Source organism: Sutcliffiella horikoshii, assembly GCF_044809035.1.
GTDB lineage: Bacteria > Bacillota > Bacilli > Bacillales > Bacillaceae_I > Sutcliffiella_A > Sutcliffiella_A horikoshii_G.
In genome coordinates this window covers 2,976,247-2,991,487 of record NZ_CP085237.1, presented here as the reverse complement: position 1 = coordinate 2,991,487, position 15,241 = coordinate 2,976,247, and the positions used below count along the sequence as shown (strand labels likewise).

At 41.7% G+C, this 15,241-nt stretch carries 17 protein-coding genes; 14 read left to right on the top strand and 3 right to left on the bottom strand.

Annotation, left to right across the window (positions count from 1 at the left end; all coding sequences use genetic code 11):
- The first annotated feature begins 10 nt into the window (after positions 1-10).
- Genes aroE through LG307_RS15675 form a run of 6 tightly spaced genes read left to right on the top strand, consistent with a single transcriptional unit; the run spans position 11 to position 3,395 of the window.
- Complete coding sequence (gene aroE / locus LG307_RS15700) at positions 11-847, top strand: shikimate dehydrogenase (protein WP_404443853.1); 837 nt, start codon at positions 11-13, stop codon at positions 845-847.
- Positions 841-1,134, top strand: a complete 294-nt coding sequence (gene yhbY, locus LG307_RS15695) for a ribosome assembly RNA-binding protein YhbY (protein ID WP_404443850.1) — start codon at positions 841-843, stop codon at positions 1,132-1,134. Before aroE ends, yhbY begins: the two co-directional genes overlap by 7 nt.
- Before the next feature lie 18 nt (positions 1,135-1,152).
- On the top strand, positions 1,153-1,719 hold the full coding sequence (locus LG307_RS15690; protein WP_404443847.1) for a nicotinate-nucleotide adenylyltransferase: 567 nt from the start codon (positions 1,153-1,155) through the stop codon (positions 1,717-1,719).
- Positions 1,712-2,290 (top strand): bis(5'-nucleosyl)-tetraphosphatase (symmetrical) YqeK, encoded by a 579-nt coding sequence (yqeK, locus tag LG307_RS15685; protein WP_404443845.1) that lies wholly within the window; start codon positions 1,712-1,714, stop codon positions 2,288-2,290. The genes LG307_RS15690 and yqeK overlap by 8 nt, the downstream gene beginning before the upstream one ends.
- The gene (gene rsfS, locus LG307_RS15680) at positions 2,291-2,641 is read left to right on the top strand and encodes a ribosome silencing factor (protein ID WP_404443842.1); all 351 of its coding nucleotides are present in this window, start codon (positions 2,291-2,293) and stop codon (positions 2,639-2,641) included.
- Position 2,642: 1 nt separating this feature from the next.
- Positions 2,643-3,395 (top strand): class I SAM-dependent DNA methyltransferase, encoded by a 753-nt coding sequence (locus tag LG307_RS15675; RefSeq protein ID WP_404443840.1) that lies wholly within the window; start codon positions 2,643-2,645, stop codon positions 3,393-3,395.
- Between the two features lie 79 nt (positions 3,396-3,474).
- Here the strand turns inward: LG307_RS15675 and comER are convergent, their stop codons facing one another.
- Positions 3,475-4,293: a late competence protein ComER gene (gene comER / locus LG307_RS15670; protein WP_404443838.1), complete on the bottom strand. Its 819-nt coding sequence runs from the start codon at positions 4,291-4,293 to the stop codon at positions 3,475-3,477.
- Between the two features lie 83 nt (positions 4,294-4,376).
- On the opposite strand from comER, the gene LG307_RS15665 reads away from it, so the two are divergent.
- From LG307_RS15665 to LG307_RS15655, 3 genes are all read left to right on the top strand, one after another.
- Positions 4,377-5,039 (top strand): helix-hairpin-helix domain-containing protein, encoded by a 663-nt coding sequence (locus tag LG307_RS15665; protein ID WP_404443835.1) that lies wholly within the window; start codon positions 4,377-4,379, stop codon positions 5,037-5,039.
- A 76-nt stretch (positions 5,040-5,115) separates the two neighbouring features.
- On the top strand, positions 5,116-5,685 hold the full coding sequence (locus LG307_RS15660; RefSeq protein ID WP_404443832.1) for a ComE operon protein 2: 570 nt from the start codon (positions 5,116-5,118) through the stop codon (positions 5,683-5,685).
- A gap of 6 nt (positions 5,686-5,691) precedes the next feature.
- A complete protein-coding gene (locus LG307_RS15655; protein ID WP_404443829.1) occupies positions 5,692-8,001 on the top strand; it encodes a DNA internalization-related competence protein ComEC/Rec2 in 2,310 nt (769 codons plus the stop codon).
- 139 nt (positions 8,002-8,140) lie between these two features.
- On the opposite strand, the gene LG307_RS15650 is transcribed toward LG307_RS15655, so the two are convergent.
- Positions 8,141-8,275, bottom strand: a complete 135-nt coding sequence (locus LG307_RS15650) for a YqzM family protein (RefSeq protein WP_404443827.1) — start codon at positions 8,273-8,275, stop codon at positions 8,141-8,143.
- 322 nt (positions 8,276-8,597) lie between these two features.
- On the opposite strand from LG307_RS15650, the gene holA reads away from it, so the two are divergent.
- Positions 8,598-9,623: a DNA polymerase III subunit delta gene (gene holA / locus LG307_RS15645; RefSeq protein WP_404443825.1), complete on the top strand. Its 1,026-nt coding sequence runs from the start codon at positions 8,598-8,600 to the stop codon at positions 9,621-9,623.
- Positions 9,624-9,813: 190 nt separating this feature from the next.
- On the opposite strand, the gene rpsT is transcribed toward holA, so the two are convergent.
- Positions 9,814-10,080, bottom strand: coding sequence for a 30S ribosomal protein S20 (rpsT, locus tag LG307_RS15640; RefSeq protein ID WP_010196181.1), 267 nt, complete (start codon positions 10,078-10,080; stop codon positions 9,814-9,816).
- A gap of 221 nt (positions 10,081-10,301) precedes the next feature.
- Here rpsT and gpr point away from each other — a divergent pair, with 221 nt between their 5' ends.
- The 4 genes from gpr to lepA all read left to right on the top strand — a co-directional run bounded on the left by gpr (position 10,302) and on the right by lepA (position 15,159).
- Positions 10,302-11,519: a GPR endopeptidase gene (gene gpr, locus LG307_RS15635; RefSeq protein ID WP_404443823.1), complete on the top strand. Its 1,218-nt coding sequence runs from the start codon at positions 10,302-10,304 to the stop codon at positions 11,517-11,519.
- A gap of 69 nt (positions 11,520-11,588) precedes the next feature.
- Positions 11,589-12,776: a stage II sporulation protein P gene (gene spoIIP, locus LG307_RS15630; protein WP_404443820.1), complete on the top strand. Its 1,188-nt coding sequence runs from the start codon at positions 11,589-11,591 to the stop codon at positions 12,774-12,776.
- 32 nt (positions 12,777-12,808) lie between these two features.
- On the top strand, positions 12,809-13,159 hold the full coding sequence (locus LG307_RS15625; protein ID WP_404443818.1) for a DUF3679 domain-containing protein: 351 nt from the start codon (positions 12,809-12,811) through the stop codon (positions 13,157-13,159).
- Positions 13,160-13,323: 164 nt separating this feature from the next.
- A complete protein-coding gene (lepA, locus tag LG307_RS15620; protein ID WP_404443815.1) occupies positions 13,324-15,159 on the top strand; it encodes a translation elongation factor 4 in 1,836 nt (611 codons plus the stop codon).
- Positions 15,160-15,241 lie beyond the last annotated feature (82 nt).

Here is a 15,241-nt window from a genome sequence, read left to right as displayed (position 1 = left end):
GGAGAGGCTGATGAAGAGTCTATACGGAGTGATAGGGTCTCCTATTGCACACTCCATGTCTCCGCTCATCCATAATGATGCGTTTCAACAAAAAGGAATGGACGCTCATTACCATGCCTTTCATGTGGAACCTAATGAATTAAAGGCGGCGGTTGCTGGTATGCGTGCCCTTGGTGTCAATGGATTTAATGTAACCATTCCCCACAAAGAAGCAATCATCCCTTTGTTAGATAGTGTGGAAGATGCCGCTCTGAAAATTGGCGCGGTTAACACTGTGTTAAACAGAAACGGCAGGCTCATCGGGTACAACACCGACGGCAGAGGATTTGTAGAAGCCTTAAAAGAAGTGACGGAGCTAAAGGATAAGCAAATTCTTATAATTGGTGCTGGTGGTGCAGCCAGGGCCATATTCTATACTCTGGCTCAGGAGGAAGGCGTACGGCTTGATATATGTAATCGGACCGTATCCAAGTCAGTGGAATTAATGGAAGAGTTTTCATTACAGGGAATAGCACGGAGTATCACAACAGAACAAGCGGCAAAAGAAATACAGAGGTATGACGTGGTAGTTCAGACGACTTCAGTGGGAATGTTCCCGAAAATCAATGATACCCCACTGCCTTTTCATTCTATTAAACAACATGCCGTATTCAGTGATATTATTTATAACCCTTTAGAAACAAAGTTATTACAAGAAGCAAAAGCCCTTGGTGCTGTTACTCAGAACGGCATCCATATGTTTGCCTATCAGGCGGCTTTAGCATTTAAGATTTGGACTGGAGAGCTTCCAGATACAGATAGAATGAAAAAACTAGTACAAGAACATCTAGGAGGAAAACCATGTTAACAGGTAAACAAAAAAGATTTTTGCGTGCAGAGGCACATCATCTTGATCCGATTTTTCAAGTAGGAAAAGGCGGAGTGAATGAAAATATGACAAAGCAGATCTCAGAAGCTTTAGAAGTAAGAGAGTTACTTAAGGTCAGTGTGCTTCAAAACTGTGACGAGGACCGTAAAGAAGTAGCAGAAGAACTTGTTGCGGGTACGAAGGCTGAACTTGTTCAGGTTATTGGAAGCACCATCATCCTTTACAAAGAATCGAAAGAAAACAAGCAAATCAAATTACCAAGATAACAGGATGGAGGGATCATCATGAAAAAAGTGGGCATAATCGGCGGGACATTCGATCCGCCGCATCTGGGTCACCTACTGATTGCGAATGATGTAAGACAAAAGCTCTCGTTAGATGAAATCTGGTTTATGCCAAATCACATTCCTCCCCATAAGCAAAATAAATCCTTAACCCCGACTGCTATCAGAGTTGGAATGCTAGAAGCTGCTGTTGAATCCAACAGCAGCTTCCGGGTGGAGACTATTGAGCTTCAAAGGGAGGGTCCCTCCTATACATATGATACAATGTTGTTATTAACAGAAAAGTATCCTGATACCCGCTTCTATTTTATAATCGGTGCGGATATGGTAGAGTACCTGCCCAAATGGATCAATATAGAACTACTGCTTAAACTTGTCACATTTGTTGGAGTGAAGCGTCCGGGATACACGTTTGAATCAGCTTACCCTGTGATTGAAGTGGAAACCCCTCAAATGGACATTAGCTCTACCCTAATAAGGAAGCGTGTGCAAGGAGGATGGACTTCTCAGTATTTGGTCCCTGATCAGGTAAAAGAAATCATAGAGGAGAAACGCCTATATGAATAGAGAAAAAGCGTTACGGTTGGTTAGAGAGCAATTAACGGAGCGTCGATATATCCATACAGTCGGGGTCATGGAAGCGGCTATAGAGCTTGCGGAACGCTATGATGTTGATACACAAAAAGCAGAGCTTGCAGCCATCTTTCATGATTACGCCAAGTTCCGCGATAAAGAGGAAATGCGCAGGATCATCATCGACCAGAAGATGCCGCATGACCTACTGCAGTTTCATGATGAACTATGGCATGCGCCGGTCGGGGCATATCTGGTAGAAAAAGAGGCAGGCATCACAGATGGCGAAGTTCTAGAAGCGATCCGCTGTCATACTTCTGGTAAAATAAACATGACGCCACTTGACAAGGTATTGTATGTAGCGGATTATATCGAACCTGGCCGGGATTTTCCCGGTGTGGACCAAGTCCGGGAATCTGCCAAGAGTTCGCTTGATATAGCCGTTATTCAGGCCATGAAGAATACGATCATGTACTTGTTAAAGCGAAATCAACCGATTTACCCCGATACATTCCAAGCTTATAACGATATGACTATGAAGGTAAAAGAAAGGAAGTTAACATAAATGTCAAACGAATTATTACAACTTGCAGCAAAGGCTGCAGATGATAAACGTGCAGAAGAATTAGTAGCTTTAAATATGCAGGGGATTTCCCTGGTTTCGGATTATTTCTTGATTTGCCACGGTAACTCAGACAAGCAGGTTCAGGCAATTGCCCGTGCCATTAAAGAAGTTGCTGAAGAAAACGGTCAAAACGTACGCAGAATGGAAGGCTTTGATGAAGCCCGCTGGATTCTTGTGGACTTAGGCGATGTTGTTGCCCATGTATTCCATAAGGATGAGCGCGGTTATTACAACCTAGAACGTCTTTGGGGAGACGCTCCTCGAGAAGATATTCAACTTGAGTTAACGTAACATGGCCTACGGACAATTTGCTCATATCTATGATCAATTGATGCAGGACGTTCCTTATGATAAATGGGTCTCCTTTGTGCAAACTGTTAAACAACGGTATATGGGGGAGGACTCCAATCCATTTTCCGTCGTAGATGTTGGTTGTGGTACAGGGGAGCTTGCTGTCCGATTTGCCCAACAAGGATGGGAAGTGTCAGGGGTAGATCTTTCAGAAAGCATGTTGGCAATTGCGCATGAAAAAGCTTCTGCTTCTGGGCATTCCATTCCTCTTTTTGAGCAAAATATGGCAGAACTTGAAGGGTTTAATGGAGTGGATTGTATCACGATTTTCTGTGACTCCTTAAATTACCTAGAAACAGAAGAAGACGTCAAACGAACGTTTCAATCTGCGTTCAATCAGTTGAAAAAAGGCGGATTGCTGCTCTTTGATGTGCATTCCCTTTATAAAATGAGCCAAGTTTTTATGAACAATACGTTTACAAGTGTAGAAGAAGAAGTATCATATATTTGGAATAGTTTTCCTGGAGATTTTCCAAACAGTGTCGAGCATGAGCTTTCCTTTTTTGTAAAAGAAGAAGAATCTGACCGATATTTGCGTTTTGACGAGCTTCATTTCCAGCGGACTTTTGATGTGGAAACATACAAAAATTGGTTAAAAGAAGTGGGGTTCGCGGTTAAATCGATAACAGGCGACTATTCCACGGAACATCTGGCCGATCATACTGAAAGAGTGTTTTTTGTTGCACAAAAATAGGCGTCCTTTAAAGGGCGCCTTTTTTATGAAAAAAATAAAAAATATAAAGGGATTTGTCGATTGTTAGCGAATACTTTAATCAGTGAAACTGTTTTTTTACCTCTGTAATGTCTTCATCAAACTTCTCATGAGTCTTCTGAATCACATGATGGAACACATCACCCAACTCGTTCTCTAACACCTTGATGCCTTCTCCGGTGACACCGCCCTTTACACAAACCTTTTCTTGTAGAGTCTGTAATGTATAAATATCTTTTTCAATCAATTTCCCCATGCCTATAATCATCTGGCTGGCCAAATCTGTCGCCTGTTCTTTAGAAATGGACGTCTCACTTACCGCGCCATCAATGAATCTTTGTAAAATGTAACTGAAAAATGCAGGTCCGCAGCTAACGATGTCAGAGGCAACTCTTGTAACATTTTCCTTAATATGAATCGGAGTTGAGATCTTCGAACAAATGGTGAGAAGAAACTCACGATACTCCTCTTCCACGTTTTCTCCAAACGTTACTAGGGTAACACCGGCGAGTGCACGGTTGGTGATGCTCGGTATAATCCTTGCCACCTGGCATGAGACCAATGTTTGTAGTTGTAGAACAGATACAGGGCTTGTGATGGAAATAACGCACTTATCAGGTGTCAGGTCCTTATTGATCTTTGTTAAAAGGGGGTGAATATCCAATGGCTTTACACATAAAAAAATGATATCAGAAGCTCTAACCACCTCTTGGGCGGTCTCCGCAACATGGAGATCAGGATATTTGCTCTGTATTTTAAACGCCTTCTCTATTGAGCGATTAGTAATGGTAATCTGTTCAGGAGGTACTGCTTTCGAGTCGACAAATGATTCCACCAAGATTCTCCCCATGTTGCCTGTGCCGATCATTCCAATCTTCATGTTTCATTCCCTCCTCCATCCAAAAAAGTTTCTCATACACTATATGTTTTCAGACTTACTAATATGAATAGAAGGTGAAATGAATGAAAGAATTATGGTCCATCCATAAAACAAAAATAATGGTAGCAACCTTTGGTTTAGCACTGATTTCCTTTATTGGTTGGTCGAATATGAATGGAGATAAAACAGATTCTTCTATGGAACAAATAAGTTTTGCAGGAACAGTACAAGGGGAGGAAACCGAAGAAACCACTTCAGAAGAAATAGAAAACCATGAGGAAGAAGCGGTTTCCAATCAAGAAGTCCTTATTGATATTAAGGGACAAGTCCAACAGCCTGGAGTTTATCGGATGAAAACCGGTGACAGAATTATAGATGCGGTAGAAAAGGCAGGCGGCTTTATGGAAGGAGCCGATTCTGATAAGGTGAATTTGGCAGCACTGTTGGCCGATGAAATGGTCATAATCGTCCCTAAAGAGGGCGAAGAAGTAGATGAAGTGATTCAGCAACCGGACATCACAGGTAAGAATCAATCGGCATCCGCAGGCGGGCTGGTCAATATTAATACAGCATCAGAAGAGGAATTAACAACATTAACTGGTGTCGGCCCTGCAAAAGCCAAGGCAATTATAGACTACAGGACGGAAAATGGATTATTTAAAAAAGAAGAAGATATTATGCAGGTTACAGGGATTGGAGAAAAGTCTTTTGAAAAATTAAGAAATCAAATTACTGTTGCCAATTGAATTGACGAAATTCTAGTAGAGCCGATACACTAGTGTTATTGCATATTGTCTTAAGGAACTGGAGGTCTGATGGAGGATGACGAGAATATCATGGAATCAATACTTTATGGCACAAAGCCATTTGCTTGCATTGCGCAGTACATGTACAAGGCTTGCTGTTGGTGCAACCATCGTACGTGACAAGAGAATCATTGCAGGCGGATATAACGGATCGATAGCAGGCGGCGTTCATTGCATCGATGAAGGTTGTTTTGTTATTGACAATCATTGTGTACGTACCATTCATGCTGAAATGAATGCATTGCTTCAATGCTCTAAGTTTGGTGTTCCTACAACCGGAGCGGAAATTTATGTCACGCACTTTCCTTGCCTTCACTGTTGTAAGGCCATTATTCAGGCAGGAATTAAAACGGTCTATTACGCGATGGAATACAAAAATCACCCATATGCTCTGGAAATGTTTGAACAAGCAGATGTGCAAGTCGAACAAGTAGAGTTGAAGGAGATGGCGGTTAGTTTGAATGACCCTGAGAAACTAGCGTTTATTAACAGTCTGATCGAGAGGCTGAAGGAGTCCGGTGCCAGTGAGGAAGAAATGAAGAACTGGTACGAACGTTCTACTGATTTATTCAGCAATAAGGGATAGCGAGCAATGAAGATCAGGACAGGCTTTTATGCCTATTTGGCCATTGCAAGCTGTTTGGGAATTACAGTCTCCAGGTCAGATTTCCATTGGGGACTGCTTTTCCTTTCTCTGCTATTCTTCCTCATGATCTACCGTATAGATGAAAAGCCTCGAGGCTTGTTTTTACTGACCATCCTGTTTACCGCAGGTTTCTCAGCCTATATGTTATACGTGGATAGTGCTAATGCTTCCATTCATCATCTGAGTGAATCTGAATTCGCAGGCACCGTTTATTCCCCTGTCATGATTGATGGGAATAAGGTTGGTTTCCAAATGAAAAGCAGCCAAAATGAAGTACTAGTCGTGGAGTATTTTATGGATATGGCGGAAGAAGCATTGCATTTCAGTGAACTGGAAATTGGCGACAGTTGCAAGTGGTCAGGAATAGTAAAACAGCCTCAACAAGCAAGTAACCCACACGCTTTTGACTACCAAAACTACCTTTATGAACAGAAAATCCATTGGATACTTACGTTGAATTCCCTTCCCAAAGCTTGCACCTCTACATCAAAAACATCCTTCTTCACTTCCATAAAACAATACCGGCAACAAGGAATACATTTAATTAACGCCTACGTGGACCAGCCTCAAGCAAGTTTTATGATTTCGCTAATATTTGGAGATCGTAGCAGTCTTGATGGAGAGTTGTTGGATGCCTATCAGCAGCTGGGACTTGTCCATCTGTTGGCGATTTCCGGCTTGCATGTTGGAATCATCACCGCAGCAACTTTTTTCCTTGGCATCCGGATTGGATTCACCAGGCAATGGATGAATCTGTTATTGATATCCATCTTGCCGATATATGCCTTGTTGGCAGGCGGAGCACCATCTGTCATGAGAGCCGCAACCATGACAGGAGTGGCACTTACCCTATTGCTTTTGAAAAAGAAGGTTTTCTCGATTGATACAATTGGCCTGGCCTGCATCTTCGTTTTACTGTTAAATCCATATTATCTATATCATATCGGGTTTCAGCTCTCCTTTTCAGTCAGTCTCTCGTTACTATTAGCTTCTAAAAGTATTCAGAAGGTGAAAAACGGCACTGCTCAACTATTCATTGTATCCCTTATTGCTCAAGTGGCCTCCTTGCCTTTGCTTCTCTACCACTTTTATCAGTTCTCTATTTGGAGTCCGCTTCTAAATATCATATTTGTGCCGTTTTACTCCCTTTACGTGCTTCCAATTTCTTTTCTGCTCTTTTTTGTACTTTTGCTTTCCCCCGATGATGTATCCTTGTTCATCCCTTTTTTATCCTACCCATTGGAAATCATGAATTCCCTGGCAGTCTGGATTGCTCAATTTCCGCTAGGGACCATGGTGTTTGGGAAGCCCGCCATTCTGTTAACGGCAGTCTATTGTGTGTCTGTCATCTTCTTTTTTTGCAAGTTGGAAACAAATAAAGTAAGTGCTGGCGTGATTGGCCTACTTATATGCATGGTTTTCCACTGGAATATCCATTATTTTAATCCTTATGGAAAAATAGTGGTCCTTGATATTGGTCAAGGAGATGCGATATATATAAGCCTGCCTTTTAATAAAGGAAAATATCTGATTGATACAGGAGGGATGTTTTCCTTCCCCGAAGAAGAATGGAGGAAAAGAAAGAAGGAATTCCATAACGGATCAGATGTTTTAGTGCCTTTTTTAAAAGCAGAAGGAGTTAGGCGGCTAGATAAATTGATTCTTACGCATGGGGATTTTGATCATATAGGCAATGTGGAAAGTCTTTGGGGGCAAGTGGGTATAAAGGAGATCTTAGTGCCTCAAGGATTCGGTGTAAGCGAAGTGGAACAGGACATCTTAAAGGAAGCGAAGCGCAGAAGTGTATCTACAGGAATCGCTGTTTCAAACACTGGCTGGAAAGTGGGCGACGCAAGCTTTTCATTCCTTCATCCGGCTAAAATATATGAAAGTAAAAATGAGGGATCTATTGTGCTTTTTGCCATGATAGGAAAAAGGAACTGGCTGTTTACAGGAGACATGGAGGAGGAGGCGGAACGCGATTTCATACACGCCTACCCAACCCTTAATGTGGATGTATTAAAGGTTGGACATCACGGAAGCAAAACGTCTTCTACCGAGGGTTTTCTGGGAAGAACCAAGCCAAAGGTAGCTATCATCTCAGCAGGAAGGAACAACCGCTTTGGACATCCCCATCAAGAAGTGCTGGACCGTTTGTCACAAGTAGATGCTAAAGTGTACAGGACAGATCTTCATGGTGCAATTATCTTTGAATTTACACATCGTGGAGGAACGTTTTCCACTATAATCCCATAGGATACAGTATCAAAAATGAAAAAGAGACTGCACCATGTAGGACGCAGTCTCTTTTATAGCGAAGCTTTTTGAGTTATCCCCATTCTTTTCACAACATGCTTTGGAAAAGAATCACGACGGTATGTATCTTATCCCGTCATTAAGATCCTAAGTACTGAATCAATGTTGCCATTGCAAAGATTGTTGCGAAAAAACCGAAGGATACGACAAAACCGACACCAGAATCTACTGCATCGTTACGTTTACTTTGGACGCTTTTCTCAAATTCGTTCATAAGTATCCCTCCTATCACACATTAGTATAAGCTATACAACAAAAAAAATCCACCAGACATTTTTGCTTTTCCTCCATTGACAAGAGTTGTCACAAATAGTTCGGAAATTCGGGGAGAACATAGTATTACACCCAAACGGGGCAATCGTTAACGGGCGAGTTACCTGGGGCTTGCATCGTTAACGTTCATATAAAATGGAGATTAGTTCTTTGTAGGTGAGAACTAGTCTCCTTTGCATTTTACTGCTCTATTGATGCTTGTCAATTAACAACATTCTCATGTACGATAAGGTAGTAAAGAAACAGATGACAGGAGCATACAAATGGGAATTGAAGCGTTGAAAAAAATAAAGGCCAAACACTTTGCGCCAATATACTTACTATTGGGGACGGAAACTTTTCTAATGAAAGAAATCAGGGATTCCATCATTGAACATGCACTCGATGAAGAGGAGCATGATTTCAATCTCTCCTTTTATGATATGGAAGAACAACCGGTCGATGTAGCGATTGAAGATGCAGAGACCTTGCCCTTTATGGGGGAAAGAAGAGTGGTGGTCCTATCAAATCCATTCTTTCTGACTGCAGAAAAAAATAAAAGTAAGGTCGAACATAATACAGATCGATTTCTTGCATACATACAAGAAGCGGCTCCATATACCATAATGGTCATCCAGGCATCTTATGAAAAGCTGGATGAGCGCAAAAAGATTGTGAAGCAGTTGAAGAAATACGCAGAGGTCATGGAAGTACAGCCTTTAGGGGAGAGAGACCTTAAAGCGTGGATGAAGGATAAAGCGATGCAAAACGGAGCGGATTTGAGTGATGCGGCAGCTGAAGAGCTGCTGAAAATTGCCGGTGTCAATCTTTCTGTCCTTTCACAGGAGATCAACAAAATGGCCATGTATATCGGCGTTTCGGAACCTGAGATTTCTGTTAATGTTGTAAAAAAATTAGCAGCAAAATCCATTGAACATTCTGTGTTTGAATTGATTGAAAAAATGGTACATAGGAAAGTGGACGAAGCATTGGAGCTGTTTTATGACTTGGTGCGCAATAATGAAGAGCCAATCAAGTTACACGCATTGATCGCCAATCAGTTTCGTTTATTGTATCAGGTAAAAGATTTAAGTGAGCAAGGATATAGTCAGCAGAAAATGGCAGGAATTTTGAGAGTTCACCCCTATCGAGTAAAGCTTGCGTCCCAGCAGGGCAGATATTTTGAGCGAGGAGAGCTGATGAAAATGGTGGACGATCTTGCAGAGGCCGATTATTTGATGAAAAGCGGAAAAATTGATAAACAGCTCGCGATGGAAATGTTACTGATTAAACTTGCACCTATTAAATGAACAACCAAAAAAGAAAACTTCTCTGACCGCCGAACATGCAGATTCGGTGGTTTTTTGTCGTTTTTGGACCCTTTGAAGGCAGAAAAGCACAGTATCTTTAAGTATTCGACATAAATCAAAAAAATCCTTTGGGGGTCTGACCCCCAAAGGACAAAAAATAAAAAAACGACCCATCCGGATCGCCCTTTTATTATGCAGTAGCTCCGTTTACTTTTTTCGCTAGGCGAGATTTTTGACGGTTTGCTGCATTTTTGTGGATGATACCGTTTTGCGCAGCTTTGTCTAAACGTTTAGCAGCTTCTAGGTAAGCAGTTTTTGCACCTTCAACATCGTTGTTAGCAACAAAAGCTTCTACTTTCTTCACAGCAGTACGCATAGAAGACTTGATAGTAGCGTTATGAGCACGACGTACATCGTTAGTTTTTACACGTTTGATAGCAGATTTAATGTTTGGCATATCTTTCACCTCCATACAATTCAACGATCGAGATTTTATATAAAACTCGACATTTCTATACTTATGAGAACAAGTGATATTTTATCAAATCCATAATGATTATGCAATAGGGAGTCAAGGGAATTTTCTTGAATGTTCATTCCACGGGTTTTTTTATGCATGAAAAAAGATTGTAAGGTCAAAATAAAACTAAAATTTGGAAATGCTGGAGGCGTGCACAGATGACTCAACCTAAATCACGACAACCTTTGGATTTAAGTAAATACGAAGTAAGAACCGATTTGGCGATAGAAGCCAATCAGATGGCTATAGAAAAACAAAATCGTCAGAACGGGGAGAACCCGAAGGCACCGACCCAAACCCAAACCCAAAATCAAAACCAAAACCAAAACGAATCAAACGCAAACAATCAATCATCCGGACCGGTTTCACAAATTGAAGGGGTAGTCGTGAAAGAACGACAAACCGATGGAATAAATATTACCACTGTCACCATATCCGACAAAGGAGCGGAGATGACGGGGAAGAAACCGGGAAACTATCTTACGCTTGAAACGGTGGGAATTCGCCAAAAAGACAGCGACTTGCAAAAGAAAGTAGAAGTAGTTTTCGCAAAAGAATTTAGTGCGTTCTTGAATTCGCTTAATATCTCCAAGGATGCTAGTTGCTTAGTGGTAGGTCTTGGAAATACCAATGTTACGCCAGATGCCCTAGGTCCTCTAGTTTGCGAAAATCTACTAATAACCAGACACCTTTTTAAGCTGCAGCCAGAGTCGGTGCAAGATGGATTTAGGCCAGTAAGTGCCATTATCCCTGGAGTGATGGGGATTACAGGAATTGAGACAAGTGACATCATTGTCGGAGTGGTGGAAAAAACGAAACCTGATTTTGTGATTGCCATTGATGCATTGGCAGCGAGATCGATCGAACGAGTGAATGCGACCATTCAAATTTCCGATTCTGGGATTCATCCAGGATCAGGGGTTGGTAACAAACGAAAAGAGCTTAGCCTGGAAACGCTTGGAATTCCGGTAATTGCAATTGGTATTCCTACCGTAGTCGATGCGGTTTCAATGGCTAGCGATACAATTGATTTCATCTTGAAGCATTTTGGAAAAGAGATGAAAGAAGGGGATAGTCCTTCAAGGTCTCTTGCGCCAGCAGGAATGACGTTCGGGGAAAAACGCAAGCTTACCGAAGAGGACCTGCCAGGGGAAGAACACCGCAAAAACTTCCTTGGTATGGTTGGGACGCTCGAAGAAGAGGAGAAACGCAGGTTGATTCATGAAGTCCTTTCCCCCCTTGGTCACAATCTGATGGTAACACCGAAAGAAGTGGACGATTTTATTGAAGATATGGCGAATGTCGTGGCTGAAGGATTGAATGCGGCTCTGCATTACCATGTTAACCAAGATAACGTAGACGCCTATACACATTAAGCCACCTAGTTCTACTTTTCATCCTTTCGCATACATATAGTAGCAACAAGTATGTGAAAGGGTGAGAAAATGAAGGGCTACCGCTCCTCACGCATCGTCATATTAAATGGGACAAGCTTAAAAAAATCAGTCGTAGCAGTGATCTTAGGATTTATTCTTGTATTTGCGGTATCCGGTGTCATGACCTCTCTAAAACCAGAATATCGAGTCAGCTCAAGCTCCATCCATGAGTTTTCCAAACGGTTCTCAGGGGAGTCGCTGTTACATATATTCGGTTATACGAATGCGTATTTTACCCAAGGTCTGTCTAGTGAAGCAAAGGCGCCGAATTACGCTTCTGCTTTGTTTGAGTTAACGACAAGCCTTAACCTTGATGATCCGCGCAGCCTTATCCGTAATGAAATCCCTGGCTTTGCACACTATGACGGAGAAATTCTTGTAGCGGGATCTGGAGTCAATTATACAGATATGCCAGTGGAATCTTCCCCTCCGATGGAAGTGCTGTTAGAAGAGAGACAAGCTTCCATTATTGAAGTGGAGGAGGAAGAAGGGGAGAATGCTCCGCCTCCAGCTCAGACAACTGGAGATAAACGTACCGTCTTTATCTACCATTCCCATTCAAGGGAATCATTTTTGCCTTATTTAGAAGGCGTGACAAGTCCGAATGCTGCAAGTCACCCTGAAGTCAATGTAACGCGTCTTGGCAAAAAACTTCAGGAGGAATTGACGCAACGTGGAATCGGGACGGACATAGATACTACCGATACAGCACTAGCGTTAAAAAATAGAGGCTGGGTATATGGACAATCCTATGATGTCACTCGGCCGATCGTGGAAGAGGCTTTGGCAGGCAACCAGGATTTAAATTACTTGATCGACGTTCACCGGGATTCTGGGAGAAGAAAAAGCACCACCATGGACATTAACGGTGTCCCGCATGCCCGCCTGTATTTTGTAATAGGAAAGAAAAACCAAAACTATGAAAAGAATCAATACTTGGCTGAACAGATTCATCATGAATTGGAGAAACTGCATCCTGGTTTAAGTAAAGGTATATTTGTTCCACCAGCTGTCGAAACTCGTAATGGTATTTATAATCAGGATCTTTCACCTAATTCCATGCTGATAGAGGTTGGGGGAGTCGATAATACATTTGAAGAGATGAACAGGACCCTTGAAATTTTTGCAGAGGTTTTCAGTGAAATCTACTGGCAGGCAGAAAAGGTGGACGGGACTCCTGAAGGGGACGCGCAATAATAAATAATAAAAAGATAGGAGCTGAAAGTGCGATGAAGAGGTTCATGGTAAAATGTTTGTTCATTTCCCTGGTGTTGTTTCTTGGAGTGCTTTTGGGGATGCAGCAGGCCAATGATGGAATGCGGAAAATGAAGGGATATGATGATCCGGCTTTTCAAGGGGAAGCATTTCATGTGGCGGAAACGGCGGAAGGCTATAACGGGACAATACTTGGTCGTCAAATTGATTCACAGGACATGAAAGAGAAACAAGAAAAGCTAGAAGGCATCAAAGCCTACAATGTTTTCTCGTCTGCCGGCAAAAAGTTAGCAGATGGAGTCTCTGGACTAATGAGCGGACTCTTCAACAAAGTCCAAGACACCGTAGAGGAAAAAGCGGGATAATTTTAAAAGAAAGCTTACACCCTTCGGAGCCTGAAATCTCCATGGTGGAGGCTTTCTTTTTTCCTAGTAAATCCAAACCCTTGAAATATCATTGAATCTTCTTGTTCGTATTGATATAATCAAAAATAGTGTATGTTGCCGAAAGTGTAGGAGTGAAACAGATAATGAACAGAGAAGAACGGTTAAAACGACAATCAAAGATAAGAAACTTTTCAATTATTGCCCATATTGACCATGGGAAATCAACTTTAGCAGACCGTATTTTGGAAAAAACGTCTGCATTGACACAAAGGGAAATGAAGAATCAATTGCTTGATTCCATGGACCTGGAACGTGAACGCGGGATTACGATTAAATTGAATGCCGTTCAATTAAGATATAAAGCGAATGATGGCGAAGAATATATTTTCCATCTTATTGATACACCTGGACACGTCGATTTTACATATGAGGTCTCCAGAAGTTTAGCCGCATGTGAAGGTGCCATTCTAGTGGTAGATGCAGCGCAAGGTATTGAAGCCCAAACGCTTGCAAACGTTTATTTGGCATTAGACAACAATCTGGAAATTATGCCAGTTATTAATAAGATAGACTTGCCTAGTGCAGAGCCAGAGCGTGTTCGCCAAGAAATAGAGGATGTTATTGGCTTGGATGCTTCTGATGCAGTTTTAGCTAGTGCGAAGGCAGGCATTGGTATTGAAGATATTTTAGAGCAGGCTGTCGAGAGGATTCCTGCGCCACAAGGTGATCCTGATGCCCCTTTGCAAGCACTTATTTTTGATAGTTTATTTGACCCATACCGTGGAGTTGTCGCTTACATTAGGGTAATGCATGGTACAGTTAAGGTTGGCGATAAAATCAAAATGATGGCAACGGGAAAAGAGTTCGAGGTTAACGAAGTAGGTGTATTCACACCGAAAGCGTTGATGCTGGATGAACTGACAGTCGGTGATGTAGGCTTCTTAACTGCTGCTATCAAAAACGTTGGCGATACTCGTGTAGGTGATACAATCACGAGTGCTAAGAATGGTGCTGTTACGCCGCTTCCTGGTTACCGAAAATTAAATCCAATGGTATACTGCGGACTTTACCCAATTGATTCAGCTAAATTCAATGATCTTCGTGATGCATTGGAAAAACTGGAACTTAATGATTCTGCACTACAATACGAACCTGAAACATCTCAAGCGTTAGGCTTTGGTTTCCGTTGTGGCTTCTTGGGATTGCTTCATATGGAAATCATTCAGGAACGTATCGAGCGAGAATTTAATATTGATTTAATTACGACAGCCCCGTCTGTAATTTACCAGGTACATTTAACGGATAGAACAGAGCTGAGTGTAGATAATCCATCAAATATGCCTGATCCACAAACGATTGATCGTGTGGAAGAGCCTTATGTGAAAGCAACAGTGATGGTTCCAAACGAATATGTTGGAGCAGTTATGGAGCTTTGCCAGGACAAGCGTGGAAACTTTATTGATATGCAATATCTCGATGATATTCGAGTGAGTATCGTTTATGAAATTCCATTAGCTGAAATCGTATATGACTTTTTTGACCAATTAAAATCAAATACAAAAGGGTATGCCTCCTTTGATTATGAGTTGATTGGGTACAAGCCTTCCAAACTTGTGAAGATGGATATTCTTCTAAATGCTGAAAAAGTGGATGCACTATCCTTTATTGTTCATAACGATTCTGCCTACGACCGCGGAAAAATAATCGTGGAGAAATTAAAGGAACTTATTCCAAGACAACAGTTTGAGGTTCCAATCCAAGCTGCAGTAGGTCAAAAGATTATCGCTAGGTCAACGATTAAATCGATGGGGAAGAACGTTCTTGCCAAATGTTACGGTGGAGATATTTCACGTAAACGTAAGCTTTTAGATAAGCAAAAAGAAGGTAAAAAACGTATGAAACAGGTTGGTTCTGTTGAAGTGCCACAAGAAGCGTTCATGGCGGTCCTGAAAATGGACGATGCAGCGAAGAAAAAGTGATGGCTTAATTAAGTTATAGTCGAAAAATACCGCAGAGATGCGGTATTTTTTCATAATGGAAATGCCTGTGCTATAGTTTAGA

What these genes read in the sequence shown, in the direction of transcription:
- LG307_RS15675 (WP_404443840.1), top strand. Translation starts at nt 2,643, where the DNA reads ATGGCCTACGGACAATTTGCTCATATCTATGATCAATTGATGCAGGAC.
- LG307_RS15625 (WP_404443818.1), top strand. Translation starts at nt 12,809, where the DNA reads ATGAAGAGGTTCATGGTAAAATGTTTGTTCATTTCCCTGGTGTTGTTT.
- holA (WP_404443825.1), top strand. Translation starts at nt 8,598, where the DNA reads ATGGGAATTGAAGCGTTGAAAAAAATAAAGGCCAAACACTTTGCGCCA.
- LG307_RS15690 (WP_404443847.1), top strand. Translation starts at nt 1,153, where the DNA reads ATGAAAAAAGTGGGCATAATCGGCGGGACATTCGATCCGCCGCATCTG.
- LG307_RS15660 (WP_404443832.1), top strand. Translation starts at nt 5,116, where the DNA reads ATGACGAGAATATCATGGAATCAATACTTTATGGCACAAAGCCATTTG.
- LG307_RS15650 (WP_404443827.1), bottom strand. Translation starts at nt 8,275, where the DNA reads ATGAACGAATTTGAGAAAAGCGTCCAAAGTAAACGTAACGATGCAGTA.
- spoIIP (WP_404443820.1), top strand. Translation starts at nt 11,589, where the DNA reads ATGAAGGGCTACCGCTCCTCACGCATCGTCATATTAAATGGGACAAGC.
- yhbY (WP_404443850.1), top strand. Translation starts at nt 841, where the DNA reads ATGTTAACAGGTAAACAAAAAAGATTTTTGCGTGCAGAGGCACATCAT.
- yqeK (WP_404443845.1), top strand. Translation starts at nt 1,712, where the DNA reads ATGAATAGAGAAAAAGCGTTACGGTTGGTTAGAGAGCAATTAACGGAG.
- comER (WP_404443838.1), bottom strand. Translation starts at nt 4,293, where the DNA reads ATGAAGATTGGAATGATCGGCACAGGCAACATGGGGAGAATCTTGGTG.
- LG307_RS15655 (WP_404443829.1), top strand. Translation starts at nt 5,692, where the DNA reads ATGAAGATCAGGACAGGCTTTTATGCCTATTTGGCCATTGCAAGCTGT.
- aroE (WP_404443853.1), top strand. Translation starts at nt 11, where the DNA reads ATGAAGAGTCTATACGGAGTGATAGGGTCTCCTATTGCACACTCCATG.
- rpsT (WP_010196181.1), bottom strand. Translation starts at nt 10,080, where the DNA reads ATGCCAAACATTAAATCTGCTATCAAACGTGTAAAAACTAACGATGTA.
- gpr (WP_404443823.1), top strand. Translation starts at nt 10,302, where the DNA reads ATGACTCAACCTAAATCACGACAACCTTTGGATTTAAGTAAATACGAA.
- lepA (WP_404443815.1), top strand. Translation starts at nt 13,324, where the DNA reads ATGAACAGAGAAGAACGGTTAAAACGACAATCAAAGATAAGAAACTTT.
- rsfS (WP_404443842.1), top strand. Translation starts at nt 2,291, where the DNA reads ATGTCAAACGAATTATTACAACTTGCAGCAAAGGCTGCAGATGATAAA.
- LG307_RS15665 (WP_404443835.1), top strand. Translation starts at nt 4,377, where the DNA reads ATGAAAGAATTATGGTCCATCCATAAAACAAAAATAATGGTAGCAACC.